The sequence below is a fragment of the Paenibacillus sp. Y568 genome, from assembly GCF_059445545.1.
Map to the genome: position 1 here is coordinate 60370 of NZ_JCAIUM010000004.1, position 21303 is coordinate 81672.

The window sequence follows — 21303 nt, forward strand, 5'->3', positions numbered from 1 at the left end:
GCCGTTTATGCTTGTGTGAATTAGCGATATAGTATCGTCCTAAGTGGTATTTTTAACCTAAGAAAGTTAGTTCTTTAGGGAAGGTGGTTAGCACTTCAACCCCATCTTCGGTTACGACAATATCATCCTCTATACGTACTCCACCCAATCCAGGAACGTAGATTCCTGGTTCTACTGTAAATACCATACCGGCTTGAACAAGATCCGAGTTGTTACCATGGATTGACGGATATTCATGGACATCCATGCCCAACCCGTGTCCAAGACGATGTACGAAATATGGACCATAACCTGCTAGATCAATAACGTTACGAGCAGCTTGGTCAACCGATGCCAACGTCACACCAGGTCGAATGGATTGAATACCTTGTAGATTAGCTTCGAGCACCGTATTGTAGATGGTAGTGAGTTCGCTGTTGAGTTCTCCAACCGCAAAGGTACGTGTAATGTCAGAAGCATAACCATTTGCGAAGACACCCATATCGAACATCAGCAAATCACCATTCTGAATCTTTCGCTGTCCTGGACAACCATGAGGGAGTGCTGTGTTGGATCCCGAGAGGACCATGGTGTCAAAAGAAGGACCGTCTGCACCAAGTTTCTTCATAAGATATTCTAACTCAGCGACTAACTCGATTTCGGTAACACCTACTTGAACTCGGGATAGACCTTGTCTAAGTACTTCTTCAATTAGCGTAATAGCATGCTTCATTCGAACAATCTCTTCGGGAGTCTTCTGTACTCTCAAACTTTGAAGAGCAGGGCCAATATCATGGTATGACTGAGCATGTAATGACTCTTTTAATAACTCAAACCGAGAGACTGTAAGTTGATCTTTTTCAACTCCCAGGGCACCAATGCTTCCCTTGATGTGATCTTTTAATAGAACGTATGGGTTATCCGTATCCGAGTGCGTTACGATGTTCTGAACAGAGGATGCTGCATGGGCAGCTTCAGCGTCAAGAGCAGGTACAATGAGTAGAGGTTCCTCACCTGTAATTAGGACCAAACCTAAGAAACGTTCGTGAGGGTTGCTTGCAAAACCAGTCAAATAATATACGTGTTTAGGGTCTGTAATAATAAGGGCATCAAGACCCATAGGTTGTATAAATTGGTCTAATTTTTTTATTCTTTCATTCATGTTCAAGTTCAATCCTTTCCAATTTGCAATGATGGTTATAGTGTAGATCTGAACTAACCTATATTATAAACTTCTATTAGCAAATGAGAAAGGGAAGCTAAATGGCTTACCATCTACATATGGATTTATATGTTAATTATAATTCGAGGAGATGAATATTATGCTTGAAAAAATAGTGGTGGTAACGGGTGCAAATTCAGGAATGGGACTTGCCACAACGAAAGAGTTAGCACGAAGAGGCGCTCATGTGATCATGGTCTGTCGAAGTGAGAAACGTGGTGAAATTGCTCTTGAAGAAGCGATAAAAGAGAGTGGTTCACACAAGATTGAACTTATGATCTGTGACTTAGGAGACCTAAATAGTATTCGACGATTTACCGATGAATATAAGGCGAGATTCAAGGTGTTAGATGTACTCGTTAACAATGCAGGAGTAGTCTCCTTAAAGCGTCAATTAACCCAACATGGGTTTGAAATGCATCTAGGAATTAATCATTTGGGGCATTTTCTACTTACGAATCTCTTGTTAGATCAACTTATGCTAGCGGAACAAGGAAGAATAGTGACTGTATCATCCGGTGCATATAAGGTTGGAAAAATACATGTGGCTGATCCAACACTTAAGAAGAACTATAATGTGGCTAAGGGTTATGCCCAATCGAAACTTGCAAATATTCTGTTCACCAAACAGCTGGCAGTTAAGTTGAAGGGAACCCGTGTGACATCCAATTGTCTACATCCTGGAGCTGTCGTAACGAACTTAGGGGTCGATCGTCAGACGGGATTCGGTAAAAGGGTGTATTCGCTGTTGAGACCCTTCTTTTTGTCACCGGATCAAGGTTCACAATCGGCTATTTATCTGGCTACTGCGCGTGAACTTTCTAGTGTGAGCGGTGAATACTTTTACCGTCAAAAAGTTCAGACTCTCTCACCTCGAGCAAACCATATTCAGGATGCGGAATGGCTGTGGCGTTGGAGTGAAGAGCAAGTTGAACTTTAAATTACAATGACAAGGTGGGGGAATAGAAATGAGATTAGAAGAATATTGTATTGAAAGTGCCCAAGCTAGTGATTTAGAGAGGATTGTAGCTATCTATAACTCGACAGTGGCGGGAAGAGAGGTTACAGCAGATTTAGAGCCTATAAGCGTAGAGAGTCGAATACCATGGTTTCAGGAACATAATGACGAACAACGCCCTTTATGGGTTATGAGAGCTGGAGGTGAAGTTGTAGCTTGGATGAGCTTTCAGTCCTTTTATGGAAGAGCAGCTTACAACGGAACCGCAGAGATCAGTATTTATGTTTCTGAGGAATATCGTGGAGTTGGAGTTGGTAGCATCCTCATAGAGAAGGCTGTAGCTGAATGTCCACGACTTGGAGTAACTAGCTTGGTAGGATTTGTATTCGGTCATAATGTTGGGAGCCTGAGTTTACTATCTAAATACGGGTTTAAACAATGGGGCTTCCTACCAGGTGTTGCTGTATTAGATGGTGTAGAACGTGACTTAGTTATTGTTGGTCTAAAGGTATAGAAATTACAATATTTAGCTTTACAGATGTAAGCCTCACTGGCATACTTAGGGAATAAGTTCCAATATTTTTTAAAGGGGAGTATGTAATGAAAAGAATGAAAGTATTGTTGGCAGCTGTATTAGTATCTATGCTCATGATATTAGCAGGATGCCAATCTGTCGGAGGATTGGATATTAGTAAGGCTTTAATAGATCATCAAACGGCTACATCTTCAGAATCGAAACAAGCGCTATCTATTGAATTGGTTCCTTCTGATGCACAGCTAACGGATGAAGACAAGGAAATGATTGATCTTATTAACTCATTCTCATTTTCAATTGACCATGCCAAGGTACAAGATGCGTCAACAGCTTCAATGGAAGGATCTTTAAAATTTGATGGTAAAAGCATTCCGTTCCATCTATCCATAGATAAGAGCAATCTTATTTTTTGGGTACAAGGTGCTAAACTACCAATCTCAGTATCTCTCGATACACTATATTCCGAATCAGGTTTAGATATGGCTGATCTACAATCACAAACAGATCAATCTCTTAAATTAGTTAAGGATGTAGGAACATTCTTATTTAAAAATGCATCTAACCCTGCTGCTATATCCGTCACTTCAGTGACAGACACGGTGTACGGTGAAACGTTGAATTTACAGAAGCTTCATTTAGAGATTCGTGGAGACGAATTGAGAGGGCTTGTTAAATCCTTCTTGACTAGTGTTTCTAAGGATAAAGAAGGAGTCAAAGAATTAATCAGTACAATATATGATGTATACTATCCTATGTTCAAATCCGAAATAGATACGTATAGCGATGAATATGATGAATTTGAGTCAATCGGTTTCGGTTCATTATCCAGCATTATTGAGGATAAAGAGGCAACGGTCATTTACGTAACGAATCAACTGCAAAAAGAATTGAATAAATTGCTCGTAGATTATGATAAGAACGTAGATGCAATGTTTACTGATTCACCTGAAATGAATGAATTGTTGGGTAAAGATACAGTGTTGGCTATGGACTTCTTGTTAGACAATCAATTAAAGGTCCGTAAACAAAACATAGAACTTACGGTTCAGATTCCTGCATCTTTAGAAGTTCCGGTTAAGCAAGTTAAAGTACATTCTACAAGTGAAGTATGGAATGTTAACAAGGCAGTTACTGCAAATAAAGTGGATACTTCTAAAGGATCTTTTCTAATCGATTTGATCAATGCAGATGAAGTTACACCAGGAGCAGTATTGCGTAATTTTGATCATCAATCCGATGTATATCGCTTCATGAAAGAAGACATGGAAATTAGTCAGAAGTATATTTACATGAGCACGATCATGGATGAAGAATACGAGTGGTACTATGATTATGATCTTCCAATTGATGTAAACAAAACAAAAATGGTACCCCTTCGTTATGTTGCTGAAGAGCTTGATGCTCAATTGAAGTGGGACGGTGTATTGAAACAAATTACCGTTATTGATGATATAACAGGTTCTACAATTGTACTAAAGAATGGTTCCAATCAGGCTTTAGTTGATGGAGTAAAGGTGAAGCTTGCTGAGCCTGTAATGAATATTGAAGGAACTTATTATGTACCACTACGTTTCATAGCTAGTGCATTAGGATCTACAGTACAATGGGATGGTGAAAGTAAAGCTATCTTGATTGAACGTCAATAGTAAATATCAAAAATAGTTGAACACAAAATGGTTGAGCAGGGTACATCCTGCTCAACCATTTTTGATTTATTACGGTAATGACTAGTTCGTAATGGTGTTATCATCCTCATGAACGGTATAAAGTACCCGTGAAAGAAGGTCTTGACCATAATTTCCAAAAGACTTACCGTAGATGGTTAGTCCTCGTTTGTTCGAAGGATTGTCCGTAACGGAAATACGTAAATGAATATTACTTTTATAGTCTAGTCCAATGTCTCTGAGCGTTATATTGGAGATTCGGCATCCATCAATATAGCTACCATCATTATTGATCCGTATCAATTTAAGCAGACCATATTGATTGAGGTGAGGGGGCCACCAATCCGGATTAAATGTTCCGCGAATATCGCCAAAGTCACCGGGGCTGGTCCAATACCCAATTTCAATATCATTCACATAAAAGTGAATATCAGAAGGATAATTGTTGCAATACCCTGGAGCCTCTGAACTTAGTTCCATGGAGAACTGAATTTCACTGAATGATTGATTCGGTTTCAGATAGTTAGGAATGCGATATTCTAAAAAACCTTCAGATAACCATATGATTTCTGAATCGACACGCTTGGGATCAGCGAAATATCTAGGTTCATCAAAGTCTCCAATGATACTATCTTTTGTAGCAAGACCACAGGTTGGAACGGCATGATAATTACTATAGTGTCCGATCTTGATCTCTACTTCATATAGATTAGCCACTTCTTTACTCTTTAAATCTACCATCAGTTTATCTTTGTTCAGATAGCAAATTTTCTGGAGTCCATGTTTGCCGACCGCTGTATTAATTTCGATAAGTCCACTATCTTCAAGCTTCTTAATATGCATAGTGATGGCACCATTGCTTAGATTGAGTTTACTAGCGATTTCGTTAAGGTTCAGGCTTGGGTTGTTAGCTAACAATTCTAGTATTTGTATACGAATTTCTGAACTTAACGCTTTAAAAATATTAATTCCAGACATTAGATTTTTAATATAAATCATTTATCTGTATCCTTTCCTGTGCTTAAGTTGGACGATACACATGAAAATTTGGATTGAGACCGCTTGTATAATTTAAGTATATTCTTAAACGATTTAGATATACGTATAATTATCACCGTTCAAGATAGGATTTGGACTTCGAGATTTCTTGATGTGAACGTCGCTTCCATCTATCAGGTATGACAAAGAATATCAGATGTAGCAAAGTGAAGAATAGTAGAGCAATGCCTTGTTCAGATAATAAATAATAGGGATGTGGACCCAATACATCAAGAATGGATGGGGTGAGTGGTTTACGCATGAGAAACATATAATTTGACCCAATTGTATAATTGATGATTCCTACCACGATGGCAAGGACGTTTAAGAAAAGTAATGCAACTCCGATTGATTTCCAGGTTGGTTTATAATTTTCAATCCATGTCATATATAACGCTGAGAGAATAATGGCGATATGTGCAATGAAAAACTGTAGAAAGCGAAAATGTGGATATGTATAGTCTAAGCTTGGGGTGAGTACAGCTTGAAGGGCTCCTGTAAATCCAGCAAAAAAAACGATTGAATATAATAAACGGCTTTTGGTAAACAGCATTACAATTGCTAGTAATAAAGTAACACTACATAATTCCAACGGCAATGAGGTTCGAATGCTCCACTTTCCTTGAGAGATATACCAGATATGTAGAGTAAGCTCTGACACAATCAAGATCGAAATTAGTAAGTAACGAATCACCTTTTTAGCTGAAGTGGTTCTTCTGATAGAGAATCTAAACAAGAACATCAGTAGGGCTAAGACCAATAAGATGCCTATTTGTACGAAATGAGCTATGGAGTAGGCATGAAATGATTCTGTGCTATTTGAGTCGAAAAAAGAAGATAACATGGATTGCTCCTTCCTGAAAATCGGAAATAAGATGAATAGACTTTTATTAATATATTACCACTATTTTGAATAGATGAGGGGGATATAGGCGATGGATGTGATCTTCTCACCGGAGAAAATATCCTCATTACCGCTCCTAGGGTCACTCGAATAGGAATCGAGTGGCCCTATTTAGGGTATGAATGGATAATGTTGTGATTGATCTGTTTATTAGATCATAATTATATGAAATGGTTATTTCAGCTATTGTATGTAAAGGATTATAATAGAGGAGATCAGAGATAATATTTAACAATTTCGGCTAAGAGCAATTATTATAAATCAAGACGGAGGTATATCCGACAATGATAACCAATAAGCAACACACTAGCGATCCGTGGCAAACTTACTATGGTCCCAATCTTGGTTATGTGCAGGAACAATATGAACGGTATCTAAGCAATCCTACATCGGTAGATCAGACTTTCCAACATTTATTTAGCTTATGGGGAGCACCACCTATGGAAGCGGATGAAGAGACAACTCCTAAAGCTCCAACGGAACGGATTTCTTGGGATAGAAATCTCTTGAAGAAAGGCGTAGATGCCGGGAAACTTGTGTGGAATATTCGTGCTTATGGTCATTTAGAGGCGGATATCGATCCACTTGGCATACGTCCTGCTTCCGATACAACACTGCTTCAACCGGAGCGGTACAATTTGACAAAAGAAGATTTAAAAGCGTTTCCATCTTCCTTAATTTGGAACAGCGCTCCTGAGAATGTTTCTACAGGGTGGGACGCTATTTTACGACTACGTGAATTATATACAGGCACGATAGCTTATGAATTTAGCCACGTCCATGAAGAGGAAGAACGGATTTGGCTTAATCGCCAAGCGGAATCTCCATCCAGTGGATTAACCTTAGATGAACGTACAACACTGCTAGAAAGACTACATCAAGTAGAACAATTCGAAGAGTTTCTTCATCGTACATTTGTAGGACAGAAACGCTTCTCCATTGAGGGGAATGATGTTCTTGTTCCGATGCTAGATGAAATGCTGAGCTATATGATGGATAGTGGTGCGGAACATATATTGATGGGAATGGCGCATCGAGGAAGATTGAATGTCTTAGCGCATGTGCTAGGTAAGCCATATCAGAATATTTTTTCCGAATTTCATCATTCACCTAACAAAAAGCTAATTCCTTCTGAAGGTTCGACTGGCATTAACTATGGTTGGACGGGTGACGTTAAATACCACTTAGGTGCCAAACGTTTATTAAAAGAAGGTAATAAACTCGAAGCTAGAATTACATTAGCTAACAATCCGAGCCATTTAGAATTTGTAAATCCAGTTGTAGAAGGATATGCTCGTGCGGCTCAGGAAGATCGGGGACAACCCGGGTATCCACTACAGGATGTAAATAAAGCTGCAACGGTCCTCATCCATGGGGATGCTGCGTTCCCTGGAGAAGGAATTGTTGCAGAAACGTTGAACTTCACCAAGTTGCCAGGTTATCAGAATGGTGGAACCATTCATATCATTGTGAATAACAATCTAGGTTTCACAACAGAGAGCAAAGACTCACGCTCTACCCATTATGCAAGTGATTTAGCAAAAGGGTACGAGATTCCTATTGTTCACGTGAATGCAGATGATCCTGAAGCTTGTATTGCGGCTATACGTATGGCGAGTGAATATCGTAATCGCTTCAAGAAAGACTTCCTCATTGACCTTGTAGGCTATCGCAGATACGGTCACAATGAAACGGATGATCCAGACACCACTCAACCGTTGATATATCAGAAAGTTAGAGCTCATGCACGTGTAAGTAATATATACGCTGCCAAGCTCTCCAAAGAAGGTTGGATTACAGAGCAACAGTCTGAACAACTCAAGCAAGGTGTAATGAACCGCTTGAAGGATGCTTATGATTTAATGAAACGAAATGATGTACAGAATGCGGCCCAGCAGAGTATTGCTGTCATGGTCCCTGAAGCGGCACAACCAGTATCCACGTCAGTATCATTAGATAAATTGCAAGAGATTAATGTGAATCTTCTGAAACGTCCTAAAGGATTCAACGTGTATCCCAAATTACAGCGTATCCTTGAACGCCGGCAAGGTGCCTTAAATGCAGGAGAGAAAGTCGATTGGGGACTTGCAGAGACGTTAGCCTTCGCAACGATATTAAGTGATGGTAAACCGATTCGAATTAGTGGGCAGGACGTAGAGCGGGCAACGTTTGCGCATCGCAATCTAGTTCTGCATGATTCTGAGTCAGGTGCTACGTATTGTCCATTGCATGAATTACCGCAAGCGAAGGCATCGTTTGCTATTCATAATAGTCCCTTGTCGGAAGCTTCGGTATTAGGATTTGAGTATGGATATAACGTATTTTCACCTGAGACGCTTGTGATCTGGGAAGCACAATATGGTGATTTCTCTAACTGTGCACAAGTGATTATGGATCAGTTCATCTCGGCTGGGCGTTCTAAATGGACACAGAATTCAAGCTTAATTATGTTGCTTCCCCATGGCTATGAAGGGCAAGGACCAGAACACTCTAGTGCTCGATTAGAACGTTTTCTACAATTGGCTGGAGATGACAACTGGACGGTTGCTAATCTAACTAGTGCATCACAGTATTTCCACTTGTTGCGTCGTCAGGCTGCTCTGACAGAGACAGAAGAAGCGAGACCACTCGTTATCATGTCTCCAAAGAGTTTAATACGTAATCCAAGAGTCGCTTCTTCTAGAACTGAATTCAGTGAAGGATCATTCAGACGAATCATGGAACAGGTTGGTTTAGGAGAGAATCCTGACAAAGTAGAACGATTATTATTATGTACTGGGAAAATTGCAGTTGAACTAGAAGAAGCGTTAGATAATGAAGAAGATAAGCGTCCGGAATGGTTGCACATTGCACGTGTAGAACAGCTGTATCCTTTCCCTGAGAGCGAATTAAAGGAGATATTAGGTCGACTAACGAATCTTAAAGAAATCATCTGGGTTCAGGAAGAACCTAAAAATATGGGAGCATGGCGTTATATTGATCCACATATTCGTGCTGTTGCACCGGCTGGCGTATCCGTAACGTATAACGGTCGTCCTGAACGTTCAAGTACGGCTAGTGGCTACCAGAAAGTGCATACTTTTGAACAACAACAGATTATTTCAGTGGCACTTCGTTTAGAAGATTCAAATAAATAGGTTAACTAATTTAGTATTTCCATGAGGAGGTAGGAGACTTGAATAATATTACAGTACCCGCAATGGGAGAATCCATTACCGAAGGAACGATTTATAAATGGCATGTGAAGGAAGGGGACTCCGTTAACCTCGGGGATGTTCTTCTTGAACTGGAGACGGATAAAGTGAACCTAGAGATTAGTGCCGAACTGGACGGGATGTTAGATAAAGTGCTCAGGCAAGAAGGCGATACAGTTCAGATTGGTGAGGTTATCGGTGTAATTCAATCCGGTGGAAAAGCTGTGAATGTTGGAGGTAATCCTGCTAAGGAGGCGAACATGGACGATCATAAGCAGCCAGCTGCTCAACAGAAGTCTGCTGCAGTGGCAACGGCTACACGAGATGAGCAACCTTCAGCATCTGAAAGTGCATCCTTCCTAGCCGCTTCACCTTCAGCACGTAAATTAGCTCGTGAACGTGGAATTGATCTAGAACAAGTACAAGATCGAGACACGAAGGGTCGGATTTATCAAGAAAATGTACGTAATCATTCAGATGCACCCCAAGAACAAGCGAAGTCTTCCTCTGATAGACAAGATATAGCTAGTAAGGTAAGTGCTCCTGCACAGTCTGCTCCAGCGGCGACCATCAAACAGAATGTGGTTGATAATCCCGCTAAGCCGACAGTACGCGAACGAATGTCACGACGTCGTGCAACCATTGCGAAACGTCTAGTTGAAGCTCAAAGAACGGCTGCGATGTTAACAACATTTAATGAAGTAGATATGACAGCGATTCTTGATATTCGGAAGAGACGTAAGCAAGCTTTTCAAGAGAAACATGATGTGGGTCTAGGGTTCATGTCATTCTTTACAAAGGCAGTTGTAGGTGCATTGAAGGAATATCCTCTACTTAATGCTGAGATTGATGGAGAAGATATTCTTGTTAAGAAGTACTATGACATTGGAATAGCCGTGTCAGCGAAAGAAGGATTGGTTGTTCCGGTTGTCCGTGATGCTGATCGGTTAGGGTTTGCAGAGATTGAAAGACAAATCGGTGATTTAGCAGGAAAAGCACGGAATAATTCATTGACTATCTCGGAACTACAAGGGGGTACTTTTACCATAACTAATGGGGGAGTATTTGGATCTTTATTGTCTACACCGATTCTTAACACCCCTCAGGTAGGTATTCTAGGTATGCACAAAATTCAGCTGCGTCCAATCGCCATTGATCAGGAGAGAATGGAGAATCGTCCGATGATGTATATCGCACTCTCTTATGATCATCGTATCGTTGATGGTAGTGAAGCTGTTCGTTTCTTAGTCGCTGTAAAAGAAATGCTAGAAGATCCAGAAAAGTTATTACTTGAAGGGTAATTTATTTCAAGGGCACATTACAAGCAGGCCATCCTTGGTCTGCTTGTTTTATAATGTGAACTACTTGTGTTACGATGAGTAGAGAAACCATGAAGTGTTAATATTGGACTATAAGGAGTGTCATATATGGATACAACTGTTAAAGAATGGGACGTTGAAGAAGTTCAAGAGAAGATAGCTAATGGTGAAAAAATTGAGATTATTGATGTTCGTGAAGATGATGAGTGGGAGTCAGGACATATCGCAGAAGCAAGACATATTCCTCTCGGAACGTTATCTGAACGTTATCAAGAACTTGATCCCAACCAAGTAACCGTTATGGTATGCCGGAGTGGTGCTCGCAGTGCTAGAGCTTGTCAATTCCTCACTGGACTGGGTTATGAAGTGGTAAATATGGCAGGCGGTATGCTTGATTGGGAAGGTCCAGTATCTGAAGGTAAGTAATGATGATGAATGATAAGAAATAGCGTGTCTCATAAGCCAGAAGAGACATCAAAAGGGACTACCCTCATTGGGTAGCCCCTTCTTTATATTCTGGTGCACATAACTATAGCTTAGTTGGGTGCTTACAGTGGTTAGTATGATTAGATGGATAAAGGTAAAGTGAAGGATGTAGTTGATGCGTTCATTCTTTCAAGTTTACGTATAATTTCTTTTTGCCATTTGTGATCTTTTACTTTGATTGCAAAGTTTAACAGGTCCAAATAGTCATCAATTTGCAAAGAGGCATGATGTGCCGTTACAGTGTTCATATGTTCGACTCCTTTTGTCCAAGTGGATTCGAACATTATTGTATCATATTTTTATTCTAATTGATAACGTTTCTCAAATAAAATGTAATTAGCATTTATTTTAAAGTATCTAATGCACGGATTTTGTGATGAATATTAACTCTTTGAAGTTGTAGATCCCATACTTTCTCGGTTAAACGTAATTGTTCCTTGTTATCCTTAGATAGTTCAATTCTTTCGAACAGTTCAAGAAGTTCAGCATTGATGGCATTGAATTTTTCTCGTAATTCGTTTTCTTCGTCATGTAGAATAAAAGATTGGATAGTGTCCTTCTTATTACATGTGAGTTCTGCGATAATCTCTTCCTGCCAGGATAGATCTCCGATTTGCTTAGCGTAATTCAGAAGATCCAGATAATCATCTGTCTGCGACGAAGTATGTATGTTTGGAGTTATTTTCATGATTACTAATCTCCTTTATGTAAGTTATACCAAGTATTATACTAGGTTTAATCAGTAAATCAAGTGACATGTCATTTTTTTGATTCATTCAATGTTAAAGTACCCAATCTAACCCTATCCAACAGGATAAGGATAGATTGGGTACTTGTTTACTGATATTGAATGTATTAGCTATCCTTTATTGAGTGGGAACCTCTTTGAAAGGATGAAGGAATGTCTTTGGAATGTCTGTTTTAAAGGTCATGATCTCCCCTGTAGTGGGGTGTTCAAAAGCTAGAATTTGTGCGTGAAGACCAAGTCGCCCAAGGTTTCTTGTTTTCGCTCCATATTTCTTGTCACCCGCGATCGGGTGACCAATATCCTCCATATGAACCCGAATCTGATTCTTCCGTCCGGTTTCAAGATTAACTTCAAGCAGCGAGAAGTAGCTACTAGTTTGTACTGTTTTATAGTGTGTAATCGCGAGTTGACCGTCATTGACGTGGGAACTGGAATACATCTTTAATGTGCTACTTTCCTTAAGCCACGATTTAATTGTTCCTTCGGTTTTCTTTATTTTCCCTTCAACCAATGCGATATAGGTGCGCTCCTTGACCATATCCTGCCATGAGTTCTGGAGTGTCTTTTTCACTTCCTCATTCTTTGCGAACATCATAACTCCCGATGTATCACGATCAAGACGATGCACGACAAATATGCGGTTTTGTGGGTTCTTTTCTCTCACATGTGCTGTTAACTGACGATAAGCGGTTAGCTCATCTTCTTGGGCAGCAGCGACGGATAATAGCCCAGCTTCCTTATATACCACAATAATATCGTCATCTTCGTGCATGATACGAAGCCCAATAAGGGGAACTTCTTCTACGATTTTATCTTTAGAGACAGTTACCGTGTTCCCTACTTGAAGTGGAAAATTATATGCAGTTACCGCTTGGCCATTGACCGATATTTGTCCGCGCGCTAGCATGGATTTCACAGAGTTCCGCCCAACATTGCCTAATGTGCTTAATAAAAATACCAGCAGCTCTGAGTTCTCTTTAACTGTATATTGTTTACTATTAGAAGCATTATCACGATGTGTTAAGTTCGATTTAGTTTTGTTTTTATTATAAGATTGATGCTTACCTTGCCCTGAACGTTGTTTATTCTTCATTTCATGAATTCTCCATCCTCATGTGATTTACTGTCCAATAATACCATGAGTCATGGTGCAATGCTATGAAAGTGAAAGCCCAGCATTCAACTTGGGTTGCTGAATCAACCAAAGCCCAGTAAACTTATATAATAGAAGATTTGTTATTTAACAGTCTCGAAGGACGAAGTAGTTAGTAAGGAGTTATTAATGATGATAATGGAACCTATGACATTGGATCGAGCGCAGAGTTATCTGCAGAAATATTATGGTTATTCCGATTTCCGGGAAGGTCAAAAAAATATTGTATCTAGTGTGCTGAATAGTAGAGATACACTTGGAATCATGCCGACAGGTGGAGGTAAGTCCATCTGTTATCAGATACCGGCGTTGATGCTTCCAGGACTTACACTTGTTGTTTCACCATTGATCTCTTTAATGAAGGATCAGGTAGATGCGCTTACGACAGCGGGAATCGCTGCCGCTTTCATTAATAGTACACTTAGTGGAAAAGAAGTGAATGAACGAATACGAGCTGCTGCACAGGGTGATCTAAAGTTACTCTATGTAGCTCCCGAACGCTTAGAGTTGGATTGGTTCCGTGAACAAATGGCTCAACTCCCCATTTCCTGTGTTGCTGTAGATGAAGCGCACTGTGTCTCGCAATGGGGGCATGATTTTCGGACAAGTTATCTTTCAGTGGCTCCATTCGTTAAAACTCTCTCAGAACGTCCTATTATAGCGGCATTCACTGCAACGGCTACACCAGAAGTGATGGACGATATTGTGAAGTTATTACGTCTTGAAGATCCACAGGTGTTTGTTACAGGATTAGGTCGAGATAATCTAGCTATGTCCGTGCTACGTGGTGAGAACAAGCGAGAGTTCGTTATGACGTATACAAGAGAACATGCTCATGAGACAGGTATTATCTATTGCGCGACAAGGAAAGACGTAGATCAACTATACGAGAGACTCCAAAGTTCGGGTATTGCTGCGGGGCGTTATCACGCAGGGATGAGTGATGCAGAACGAGCAACAAGCCAAGAAGGGTTTCTGTATGATGATATCCACGTGATCGTAGCGACCAATGCATTCGGGATGGGAATCGATAAATCGAATGTCCGTTATGTCATCCACTACAGTATGCCGAAGAATATGGAGGCATACGTACAGGAAGCCGGTCGTGCAGGGCGAGATGGTGAACCAAGTCAATGTATCCTACTGTTTAGTGGGCAGGATATCATGACTCAGAAGTTCCTAATTGAGCAGAACCAGCAAGATGATGAACGGAAACATAATGATTACCGAAAGTTACAACAGATGTTGGATTACTGTTATACGAATCGTTGCTTGCGGAATGCGATGTTAGATTATTTTGGGGAGGCTCATGAAGGTCATCCATGTGGTACTTGTAGTTCCTGTACGGATGAGAGGGAACTTGTGGATATGACCATTGATGCCCAAAAAATATTTTCTTGCATTCATCGGATGCGTGAGAGGTTCGGTGTGTCGATGGTGGCGTCCGTGCTCAAAGGATCTCGTAACAAAAAAGTATTACAGTATGGGTTTGAAAGTCTGTCCACGTATGGAGCTATGTCGAATCGGACAGAAAAGGAAATCTCAGAAGTGATCAATGTGATGGCTTCAGATGGGTATTTGGCGCTTTCTGAAGGGCAATATCCCGTATTGAAACTTCAACCTTTGGCTGCAGATGTTCTAAAAGGACAACGACAGGTGATGCAACGTGTCGCGCGTCCAACTCGAACTAGCGGGACAGGCACAGGTGGCTATAGCAGAACAAGGGATCGGGATCATTCTCCCTCTGCAGTTAACGAGACGGTATTTGAACAATTGCGGCTTGTTCGGCGCGAGCTTGCAGGTAAGGAACGTGTGCCGTCTTACATTATTTTCAATGATGCAACATTGCGTGAGATGAGCGTGGTATGCCCACAAACAGAAGCAGAAATACTGAAGATTAAAGGTGTCGGGGAAGTGAAATTCCGTAAATATGGTAAGCCATTCCTGGATTTCTTTCAGAACCAGACTCAAGATGGAATTATAGATGATTATGAATAGAAGAAAGTTGTGTGAATGATGAAAGTTGTACTGTCTACCTTAAATGCTAAATATATTCATACGTCGCTTGCGATTCGGTTATTAAAGGCATATAGCGAGAAGGAATTCGATATTGAACTTGCTGAATATACCATCAAAGACCCTGTGATGAATATCGTATCGGATCTATTTCAGAAGAAACCTGATGTCATTGGATTCTCCTGTTACATTTGGAATATTGAAGAGACGATTAAAGTCATCGATATTGTTAAACAAGTTATGCCAGAGGTAACGATTGTGATGGGCGGACCTGAAGTGTCCTATGATGTACAGCATTGGATGGAGCGCATTCAGAATGTGGATCATATCGTCATGGGTGACGGAGAAGAGACATTTCATCACCTCTTGCAAACCATCGAGGGGGATCGAAAGTTCCATTTCGTGTATGGCGCAACTTATCGCAAAGGCGACGAGATTATTATCAATCCCGGACGTCCGAAGACAGATCTAGATACGCTACCAACACCGTATCGATTTGCCGAGGATATTCCAGATTTGAGCAAACGTATCGTATATTTTGAGACAAGTAGAGGTTGTCCATTTAACTGTCAATTTTGTCTATCCAGTATTGAAGTAGGTGTACGTTATTTCGATATTGAACGGGTGAAGTCAGATATTCTTTACTTAATCGAGCATGGTGCGAAGATTATCAAATTCTTAGATCGAACATTTAATATTAATCGTAACTATGCAATGGAAATGTTTGAATTTATTATTGAGAATCATCGTGGTTGCGTGTTTCAATTCGAGATTACCGCTGATATTATGCGACCTGAGGTATTAGCGTATTTAGCTGAGAATGCACCTCCAGGTATATTCCGTTTCGAGATTGGCGTACAATCTACGAATGATATTACGAATGAACTTGTTAAGCGTCGTCAGAATTTCACGAAGCTATCTCGTACCGTTAATACAATCAAAGCCAGCGGTAACATTGATCAGCATCTTGACCTTATTGCTGGATTGCCTGATGAGGATTATGATACATTCCGTACGACGTTTAATGATGTATTCGCGATGGAACCCGAAGAACTGCAACTTGGATTTCTCAAAATGTTGCGAGGAACTGGACTACGCAATGACGCTGACAAATATGAGTATAAGTATATGGAATACGCACCTTATGAAATATTAAGCAGTAATAAACTCTCATTTGCTGACATTATTCATTTGAAGCGACTTGAGGATGTACTTGAGAAGTTCTGGAATTCTCATCGTATGGATCATACTTTGAAGTATCTTATGAAAAATGAATTTGACTCTCCATTTGATTTCTTCCAAGACTTCGGCGATTATTGGGAAGGACAAGGCTGGCAGAAGATAGGTCATCAACTAGAGGATCTGTTCCTACGTCTTCATAAGTTCCTTGAGTTCCGAGGTGTACGACGGATGGACGTTATATTAGGTTTGATGAAACTTGATTATTTCTTGAATCATAAATATAAACCACGCACCATCTGGTGGGATGAACGATTAACGAAAGATAAGTGGTCGATATATTTGAAATCGCTCGTAGAGCACCCAGAGCTTGTATCTCCTGAGTTTGAAGCACTTCAGTTAGACGAACGCGCATTGCAGAAACATGCTGTAATGGATGTGCTCCCATTCGATCTGGATCAGTTATTGGATTCGAATGAAGAAGGTACGGTATCAGATCAAAGCGATCAACAGACGCTATTGATTGTTCTGTATCAACAAGATGAGAGTCAGCGTCCTTATTGGTATACGTTAAAGTTAGAACCATCAACATCAGTTTAGGTACGCACAACTGAAATAACAATGGATAACGAACAAGGCTACCTAGTCCACGATGGACTAGGTAGCCTTGTTGCATGTTGTCATTTATGTGTGTCGCTCCAACCAATTCAGCAGATCAGCTGTAACTTCATCACGGTTAATTTCATTCAACATTTCATGTCTTCCACCAGAATACAGTTGACACTCTACGTCGGATATCCCCAAATCGAGGTACTTTTGATATAGACGCGTGACGCCTTTTCCATAAGAACCAACAGGGTCCTGAGATCCTGAGAATAAATAGATAGGTTTATCCTTCGGAATTTTATGATAATTACTTGGTTTCTGGATGTCATGTAACAATGCGAAGAAATCACGAAAGAATCCAGCTGTGCAGATCTCACCACAATACGGGTCCTCGACATATCGCTTCACTTCATCTTCATCTCTAGATAACCAGTCAAATGGAGTATTTACAGGTGATATACCATGATTATATCTACCAAATATCAGTGCATTCAACATCAGACTATGATGAGGTGCTCCTTGGAGGCTTAATTGAATTTGAGCTATGGTCTTGGCTATTCGAAGGTTCGAACGGAAGCCATTTGTGCCAGATAAAATATAACCTGAATACTCATCACCGTGTTGCTCTAGTATTTGCTGAGTGAGGAATGAACCCATACTATGGCCGAGTAGATAATGCTTTAATTCAGAATACTTTTCTTTAAGTAAGGTGTGAAGTTCTAAGATGTCATTTGCCATTCCGTTAAAAGCATCTTCGCCAGGGTCTCCGAGGTCTTTCATGCTCTTGGCTGTCTTTCCATGTCCTCGTTGGTCATGGGCATACACGACATAGCCTGATTCACACAAAGCTGAAGCTACCCGCGTATAGCGGTCTGCAGTTTCAGCCATCCCATGAACAATCTGAATGACGCCTCTTAAAGGAATCGAATCCTCGGGAAGCCATTCATATATATAAAGAGACATCCCTTGCTGGTTTAATAACGTAAATGAACGCTTTTTCAACAAACGTCACCCCTTACAGTGTCTATCAAAACGTAACCCAAGCTATAAAACTATGGAAGATAAGAGCGTAAAACAGTAGCACTTCCTTCAAGTTCATAATCAAGTAGATTAGCAGGTAATAGGAAGCATTGTCCCGCTTTATAGTCTATCGCTCCGCCGTCCCATTTCAGGATCCCTTGGCCTTCGCAAATGACAAGAATAGTAAAGCTTGCAGGTGTCGTGCTTAGTGACCAGTTACCCGAAACTATACCTTTCTCAACGATAAAGTAGGGAGACTTAGCTAGTTCCAACCATTCTCCTGGCGTTGCATGATTGGTCTTCATGGTAGAGGCACCAGAACCCTCATAAGCAATAACATTCAATGAATCTTCAATATGTAAATCACGTGGTTTGCCATCCAATCCTGGACGGTTATAGTCATACAGACGGTAGGTCGTGTCCGAATTCTGTTGGATCTCAGCTACAACGACACCTGCGCATAAAGCATGAACTGTACCCGATGGAATATAGAACGTATCTCCTGCTTCAACAGGTACTTCTCGTAAACAATCTGTAATGTTTCCGCTAGTTAGAGCTTGTTGTAGACTTTCACGTGTCACGCCATCATTCAAACCATATATAATTTTGGAACCAGGTTTAGCATCAAGCACGTACCACATTTCAGTTTTACCCAATTCACCCTCTGGTAACCCGTTATAATCATCTTTAGGGTGAACTTGTACAGATAAGTCATCATTACAATCAAGAAGTTTAATAAGTAGTGGGAAACGTCCATTAACCTCAGAGAATCCCTTACTTCCAAACCAATCCTTACCTAATTGCTCGCGAATTTGATCCAGTCCAAGGCCAGCAAGTTCACCGTTCATCACAGTGGTAGTGCCATTCGGATGATCAGCAATCATCCAACCTTCTCCAATATGCCCTTCGGGAATATCTAATCCGAATTCTTCTAGAGCTCGCCCACCCCACACACGTTCTTTAAATTCAGGTTGAAATTGCAATGGATAAGGTTTTATCATAATCAGCCATCCTCTCGAGTTAAACTATATGATTTGAACTAACTTGTTTCCATATTAATACTTCTATTAAAAAAGTACCAGTTGGAGTTATCTTTCGTTAGTATCATATACTTGTGTACTATTTCTTTTCTAAAGCAATAGTAAAAGGCGCATCGGAGCGCTGTAGTTGCTGATAGATAATGGACTGTGCCAAGGATTGTGGGATTTGTGAAGCCCATTCCTTAACAGCTACCGATTCTGTATCCCCACCTGGATGACCAGGGTATAACACGATGGTTATAATGCCACCAGGGCGGAGAAGTTCAAGGCCACGCTGAAGTGCATCTATAGTACTATCGGTCATCGTAATAATCTCTTTATTAGAAGCGCTTGACGGTAAGTATCCAAGATTGAACATGATGGCGGCTACTTTACCATGATGATTCGACGAAATAGCATCCTTCATCAAAGCATGACTCTGAAGCAGGAGCGTAACGGGTGAGATAGCTGGCAGCACATGTTGATCTATTCTTGTTTGAGTAAGATGAATAGCTTCTTCTTGAATGTCGAACCCGTATACATGTCCCTTAGGACCTGTTACCTTGGCTAAGAATAGCGTGTCTGTACCTGTTCCTATTGTCGCATCAATGGCAACATCTCCAAGCTGCACCCGTTCGGAGACTAACTTGTGAGCAAAGCTGAGAACCGAGAGAAAACCCATGTTATTTCCCCCTCCAATATTTGCCTTGCCAAGTATCGCGTGCCTTAAGCTCAGCATCGAAGGCATTCAATACTTCCCACTTCTTAAGGCTCCACGTAGGACCAATTAATAGATCTCTTGGAGCATCCCCTGTAAGTCGATGAACGATCATCTCAGGAGGTAGCATTTCTAAGGTGTCAACGATGAGATTGACATATTCATCTTTCTCTAAGAAACGGAGTAGACCTGCCTCGTATTGTTTCACCATGGGTGTCTTACGCATCAGATGCAATAAGTGGATCTTAATACCTTGGACATCCATATTCGCAACGGCCCTACCCGTTTCTAGCATCATTTCGTGAGTCTCTTGTGGGAGGCCGTAGATAATGTGTGTACATACTCGTATATTGTGTTTTCGTAGCTTAGCCACAGCTTCTTCATAACATGCTGTATCATGTGCTCTATTGATGAGTTCAGAGGTAGAGTCATGGATCGTCTGTAAGCCCATTTCTACCCACAGATAAGTACGCTCATTTAATTCAGCTAGATATTCAATGACGTCATCCGGCAGACAGTCTGGCCGAGTTGCAATCGATAATCCTACAACGCCAGGCTGTTCTAAAATAACTTCAAAGTATTCTCTTAACTCCTCAACAGGCGCATACGTATTCGTATAAGCTTGAAAGTAACCAATATATTTGGCGTTAGGCCATTTCAGATGTTGCTTATCCCGAATCGTATTGAATTGTGTAACAAGATCAAGACGTCTACTTCCTGCAAAATCCCCTGAACCTCTGGCGCTACAGAAAGTACAACCTCCTTTTGCGATCGAACCATCGCGGTTGGGACAAGTGAACCCAGCATCGAGCATAACTTTGAATACTTTATCATTAAAGTGATGATGCATTTCGTAATTCCATGTATGAAATCTTTTATCTCCCCAAAGCATGGGGGTAGTCAAATTTGATTGATTCATGAAGTGCTCCTTTTATATAATCCTTGGATAAGACATACAGCAACTATTATAACAAAAAGACGGGTAAAAGTAATGTGAGGGCATTGAAAACAGGCTGAAATAAGACAATAATATCATTGAAATATCTTACATAATATGTTAATATTATCTTGTGCGTCAGACTCGATTTGAGAGGATATTTCATATTAGAATTCATATTTTAAGGCGTCATGGAACATACTAATACCGTGAGGTGATTTGCATGAATTCAACGGCTCATCTTAATGAAGAGAACATGATTGCAGTAGACTTGACTCCTGATGAAGCGCTTGCATTAACAGGGGTAGAATTTAACGGCAATCATAAAGTAAAGGCAGCAGCTAGAAGAAAAATTCGTAACGCTTTTGAGAAAAGGTTCGACATTCAAAAAGATCATTCGACAGACTCCTAAATCGTAAATTTGTTGGACTCTAATTCTAAATATATAAGTTAAGGAATTCTGTGCTATACCTCTATAATATGGGGAACAGAATTCTTTTTTCTTTGCATAATCATAAGAAGATACACGAAAGGCTCTTTACATTTGTTAAGAACTTCGGCACAATATTGCAATAGTGATGATTTTCGGGAATGATCTCTTGATATGA

The 21303-nt window shown here is 40.4% G+C and carries 19 protein-coding genes; 9 read left to right on the forward strand and 10 right to left on the reverse strand.

What is annotated here, in order from left to right; genetic code table 11:
* Nucleotides 1–52 precede the first annotated feature (52 nt).
* Complete coding sequence (locus AC1D7X_RS07175; protein WP_495455018.1) at nt 53–1141, reverse strand: M24 family metallopeptidase; 1089 nt, start codon at nt 1139–1141, stop codon at nt 53–55.
* Between the two features lie 160 nt (nt 1142–1301).
* Here AC1D7X_RS07175 and AC1D7X_RS07180 point away from each other — a divergent pair, with 160 nt between their 5' ends.
* The 3 genes from AC1D7X_RS07180 (at nt 1302) to AC1D7X_RS07190 (ending at nt 4340) form a co-directional block, all read left to right on the forward strand.
* Nucleotides 1302–2141, forward strand: coding sequence for an SDR family oxidoreductase (locus tag AC1D7X_RS07180; RefSeq protein ID WP_495474911.1), 840 nt, complete (start codon nt 1302–1304; stop codon nt 2139–2141).
* Nucleotides 2142–2169: 28 nt separating this feature from the next.
* The gene (locus AC1D7X_RS07185) at nt 2170–2673 is read left to right on the forward strand and encodes a GNAT family N-acetyltransferase (RefSeq protein WP_495455020.1); all 504 of its coding nucleotides are present in this window, start codon (nt 2170–2172) and stop codon (nt 2671–2673) included.
* An 86-nt stretch (nt 2674–2759) separates the two neighbouring features.
* The gene (locus AC1D7X_RS07190; RefSeq protein ID WP_495455021.1) at nt 2760–4340 is read left to right on the forward strand and encodes a copper amine oxidase N-terminal domain-containing protein; all 1581 of its coding nucleotides are present in this window, start codon (nt 2760–2762) and stop codon (nt 4338–4340) included.
* 81 nt (nt 4341–4421) lie between these two features.
* Here AC1D7X_RS07190 and AC1D7X_RS07195 read toward each other — a convergent pair whose 3' ends face one another.
* Nucleotides 4422–5357: an ArsR/SmtB family transcription factor gene (locus tag AC1D7X_RS07195; protein ID WP_495455022.1), complete on the reverse strand. Its 936-nt coding sequence runs from the start codon at nt 5355–5357 to the stop codon at nt 4422–4424.
* 112 nt (nt 5358–5469) lie between these two features.
* Nucleotides 5470–6240 (reverse strand): YwaF family protein, encoded by a 771-nt coding sequence (locus AC1D7X_RS07200; protein WP_495455023.1) that lies wholly within the window; start codon nt 6238–6240, stop codon nt 5470–5472.
* A 344-nt stretch (nt 6241–6584) separates the two neighbouring features.
* Between AC1D7X_RS07200 and AC1D7X_RS07205 the strand changes: the two genes are divergently transcribed.
* The 3 genes from AC1D7X_RS07205 (at nt 6585) to AC1D7X_RS07215 (ending at nt 11239) form a co-directional block, all read left to right on the forward strand.
* Nucleotides 6585–9437 (forward strand): 2-oxoglutarate dehydrogenase E1 component, encoded by a 2853-nt coding sequence (locus AC1D7X_RS07205; RefSeq protein WP_495474912.1) that lies wholly within the window; start codon nt 6585–6587, stop codon nt 9435–9437.
* Between the two features lie 38 nt (nt 9438–9475).
* Complete coding sequence (gene odhB / locus AC1D7X_RS07210; protein WP_495474913.1) at nt 9476–10795, forward strand: 2-oxoglutarate dehydrogenase complex dihydrolipoyllysine-residue succinyltransferase; 1320 nt, start codon at nt 9476–9478, stop codon at nt 10793–10795.
* Between the two features lie 126 nt (nt 10796–10921).
* Nucleotides 10922–11239 (forward strand): rhodanese-like domain-containing protein, encoded by a 318-nt coding sequence (locus AC1D7X_RS07215; protein ID WP_495455026.1) that lies wholly within the window; start codon nt 10922–10924, stop codon nt 11237–11239.
* A gap of 140 nt (nt 11240–11379) precedes the next feature.
* On the opposite strand, the gene AC1D7X_RS07220 is transcribed toward AC1D7X_RS07215, so the two are convergent.
* The 3 genes from AC1D7X_RS07220 to AC1D7X_RS07230 form a co-directional block, all read right to left on the reverse strand.
* On the reverse strand, nt 11380–11547 hold the full coding sequence (locus AC1D7X_RS07220; RefSeq protein WP_495455027.1) for a hypothetical protein: 168 nt from the start codon (nt 11545–11547) through the stop codon (nt 11380–11382).
* A 95-nt stretch (nt 11548–11642) separates the two neighbouring features.
* Nucleotides 11643–11987, reverse strand: coding sequence for a hypothetical protein (locus AC1D7X_RS07225; protein WP_495455028.1), 345 nt, complete (start codon nt 11985–11987; stop codon nt 11643–11645).
* 178 nt (nt 11988–12165) lie between these two features.
* Entirely contained in the window at nt 12166–13140 is a 975-nt protein-coding gene (locus AC1D7X_RS07230) for an RluA family pseudouridine synthase (RefSeq protein ID WP_495455029.1), read from the reverse strand.
* A gap of 192 nt (nt 13141–13332) precedes the next feature.
* On the opposite strand from AC1D7X_RS07230, the gene recQ reads away from it, so the two are divergent.
* Together recQ and AC1D7X_RS07240 are read left to right on the forward strand one after the other, a co-directional pair.
* Complete coding sequence (gene recQ / locus AC1D7X_RS07235; RefSeq protein ID WP_495475013.1) at nt 13333–15198, forward strand: DNA helicase RecQ; 1866 nt, start codon at nt 13333–13335, stop codon at nt 15196–15198.
* Nucleotides 15199–15216: 18 nt separating this feature from the next.
* Nucleotides 15217–16995, forward strand: coding sequence for a B12-binding domain-containing radical SAM protein (locus AC1D7X_RS07240; protein ID WP_495475014.1), 1779 nt, complete (start codon nt 15217–15219; stop codon nt 16993–16995).
* 84 nt (nt 16996–17079) lie between these two features.
* On the opposite strand, the gene AC1D7X_RS07245 is transcribed toward AC1D7X_RS07240, so the two are convergent.
* The 4 genes from AC1D7X_RS07245 to mnmL form a co-directional block, all read right to left on the reverse strand.
* Nucleotides 17080–18003, reverse strand: coding sequence for an alpha/beta fold hydrolase (locus tag AC1D7X_RS07245; protein WP_495455030.1), 924 nt, complete (start codon nt 18001–18003; stop codon nt 17080–17082).
* A 50-nt stretch (nt 18004–18053) separates the two neighbouring features.
* A complete protein-coding gene (locus tag AC1D7X_RS07250) occupies nt 18054–19022 on the reverse strand; it encodes a type I phosphomannose isomerase catalytic subunit (protein ID WP_495455031.1) in 969 nt (322 codons plus the stop codon).
* Nucleotides 19023–19140: 118 nt separating this feature from the next.
* Nucleotides 19141–19722, reverse strand: a complete 582-nt coding sequence (gene mnmM, locus AC1D7X_RS07255; RefSeq protein WP_495455032.1) for a tRNA 5-(aminomethyl)-2-thiouridylate-methyltransferase MnmM — start codon at nt 19720–19722, stop codon at nt 19141–19143.
* A 1-nt stretch (nt 19723) separates the two neighbouring features.
* Nucleotides 19724–20677, reverse strand: a complete 954-nt coding sequence (gene mnmL, locus AC1D7X_RS07260) for a tRNA modification radical SAM protein MnmL/YtqA (protein WP_495455033.1) — start codon at nt 20675–20677, stop codon at nt 19724–19726.
* A gap of 241 nt (nt 20678–20918) precedes the next feature.
* On the opposite strand from mnmL, the gene AC1D7X_RS07265 reads away from it, so the two are divergent.
* Nucleotides 20919–21107, forward strand: a complete 189-nt coding sequence (locus tag AC1D7X_RS07265; RefSeq protein ID WP_495474914.1) for a hypothetical protein — start codon at nt 20919–20921, stop codon at nt 21105–21107.
* Nucleotides 21108–21303: the final 196 nt, after the last annotated feature.

Coding starts and splice junctions, on each gene's coding strand:
- AC1D7X_RS07175 (WP_495455018.1), bottom strand. CDS start 1,141: ATGAATGAAAGAATAAAAAAATTAGACCAATTTATACAACCTATGGGT.
- AC1D7X_RS07180 (WP_495474911.1), top strand. CDS start 1,302: ATGCTTGAAAAAATAGTGGTGGTAACGGGTGCAAATTCAGGAATGGGA.
- AC1D7X_RS07185 (WP_495455020.1), top strand. CDS start 2,170: ATGAGATTAGAAGAATATTGTATTGAAAGTGCCCAAGCTAGTGATTTA.
- AC1D7X_RS07190 (WP_495455021.1), top strand. CDS start 2,760: ATGAAAAGAATGAAAGTATTGTTGGCAGCTGTATTAGTATCTATGCTC.
- AC1D7X_RS07195 (WP_495455022.1), bottom strand. CDS start 5,357: ATGATTTATATTAAAAATCTAATGTCTGGAATTAATATTTTTAAAGCG.
- AC1D7X_RS07200 (WP_495455023.1), bottom strand. CDS start 6,240: ATGTTATCTTCTTTTTTCGACTCAAATAGCACAGAATCATTTCATGCC.
- AC1D7X_RS07205 (WP_495474912.1), top strand. CDS start 6,585: ATGATAACCAATAAGCAACACACTAGCGATCCGTGGCAAACTTACTAT.
- AC1D7X_RS07215 (WP_495455026.1), top strand. CDS start 10,922: ATGGATACAACTGTTAAAGAATGGGACGTTGAAGAAGTTCAAGAGAAG.
- AC1D7X_RS07220 (WP_495455027.1), bottom strand. CDS start 11,547: ATGAACACTGTAACGGCACATCATGCCTCTTTGCAAATTGATGACTAT.
- AC1D7X_RS07225 (WP_495455028.1), bottom strand. CDS start 11,987: ATGAAAATAACTCCAAACATACATACTTCGTCGCAGACAGATGATTAT.
- AC1D7X_RS07230 (WP_495455029.1), bottom strand. CDS start 13,140: ATGAAGAATAAACAACGTTCAGGGCAAGGTAAGCATCAATCTTATAAT.
- recQ (WP_495475013.1), top strand. CDS start 13,333: ATGATAATGGAACCTATGACATTGGATCGAGCGCAGAGTTATCTGCAG.
- AC1D7X_RS07240 (WP_495475014.1), top strand. CDS start 15,217: ATGAAAGTTGTACTGTCTACCTTAAATGCTAAATATATTCATACGTCG.
- AC1D7X_RS07250 (WP_495455031.1), bottom strand. CDS start 19,022: ATGATAAAACCTTATCCATTGCAATTTCAACCTGAATTTAAAGAACGT.
- mnmM (WP_495455032.1), bottom strand. CDS start 19,722: ATGGGTTTTCTCTCGGTTCTCAGCTTTGCTCACAAGTTAGTCTCCGAA.
- mnmL (WP_495455033.1), bottom strand. CDS start 20,677: ATGAATCAATCAAATTTGACTACCCCCATGCTTTGGGGAGATAAAAGA.
- AC1D7X_RS07265 (WP_495474914.1), top strand. CDS start 20,919: ATGAATTCAACGGCTCATCTTAATGAAGAGAACATGATTGCAGTAGAC.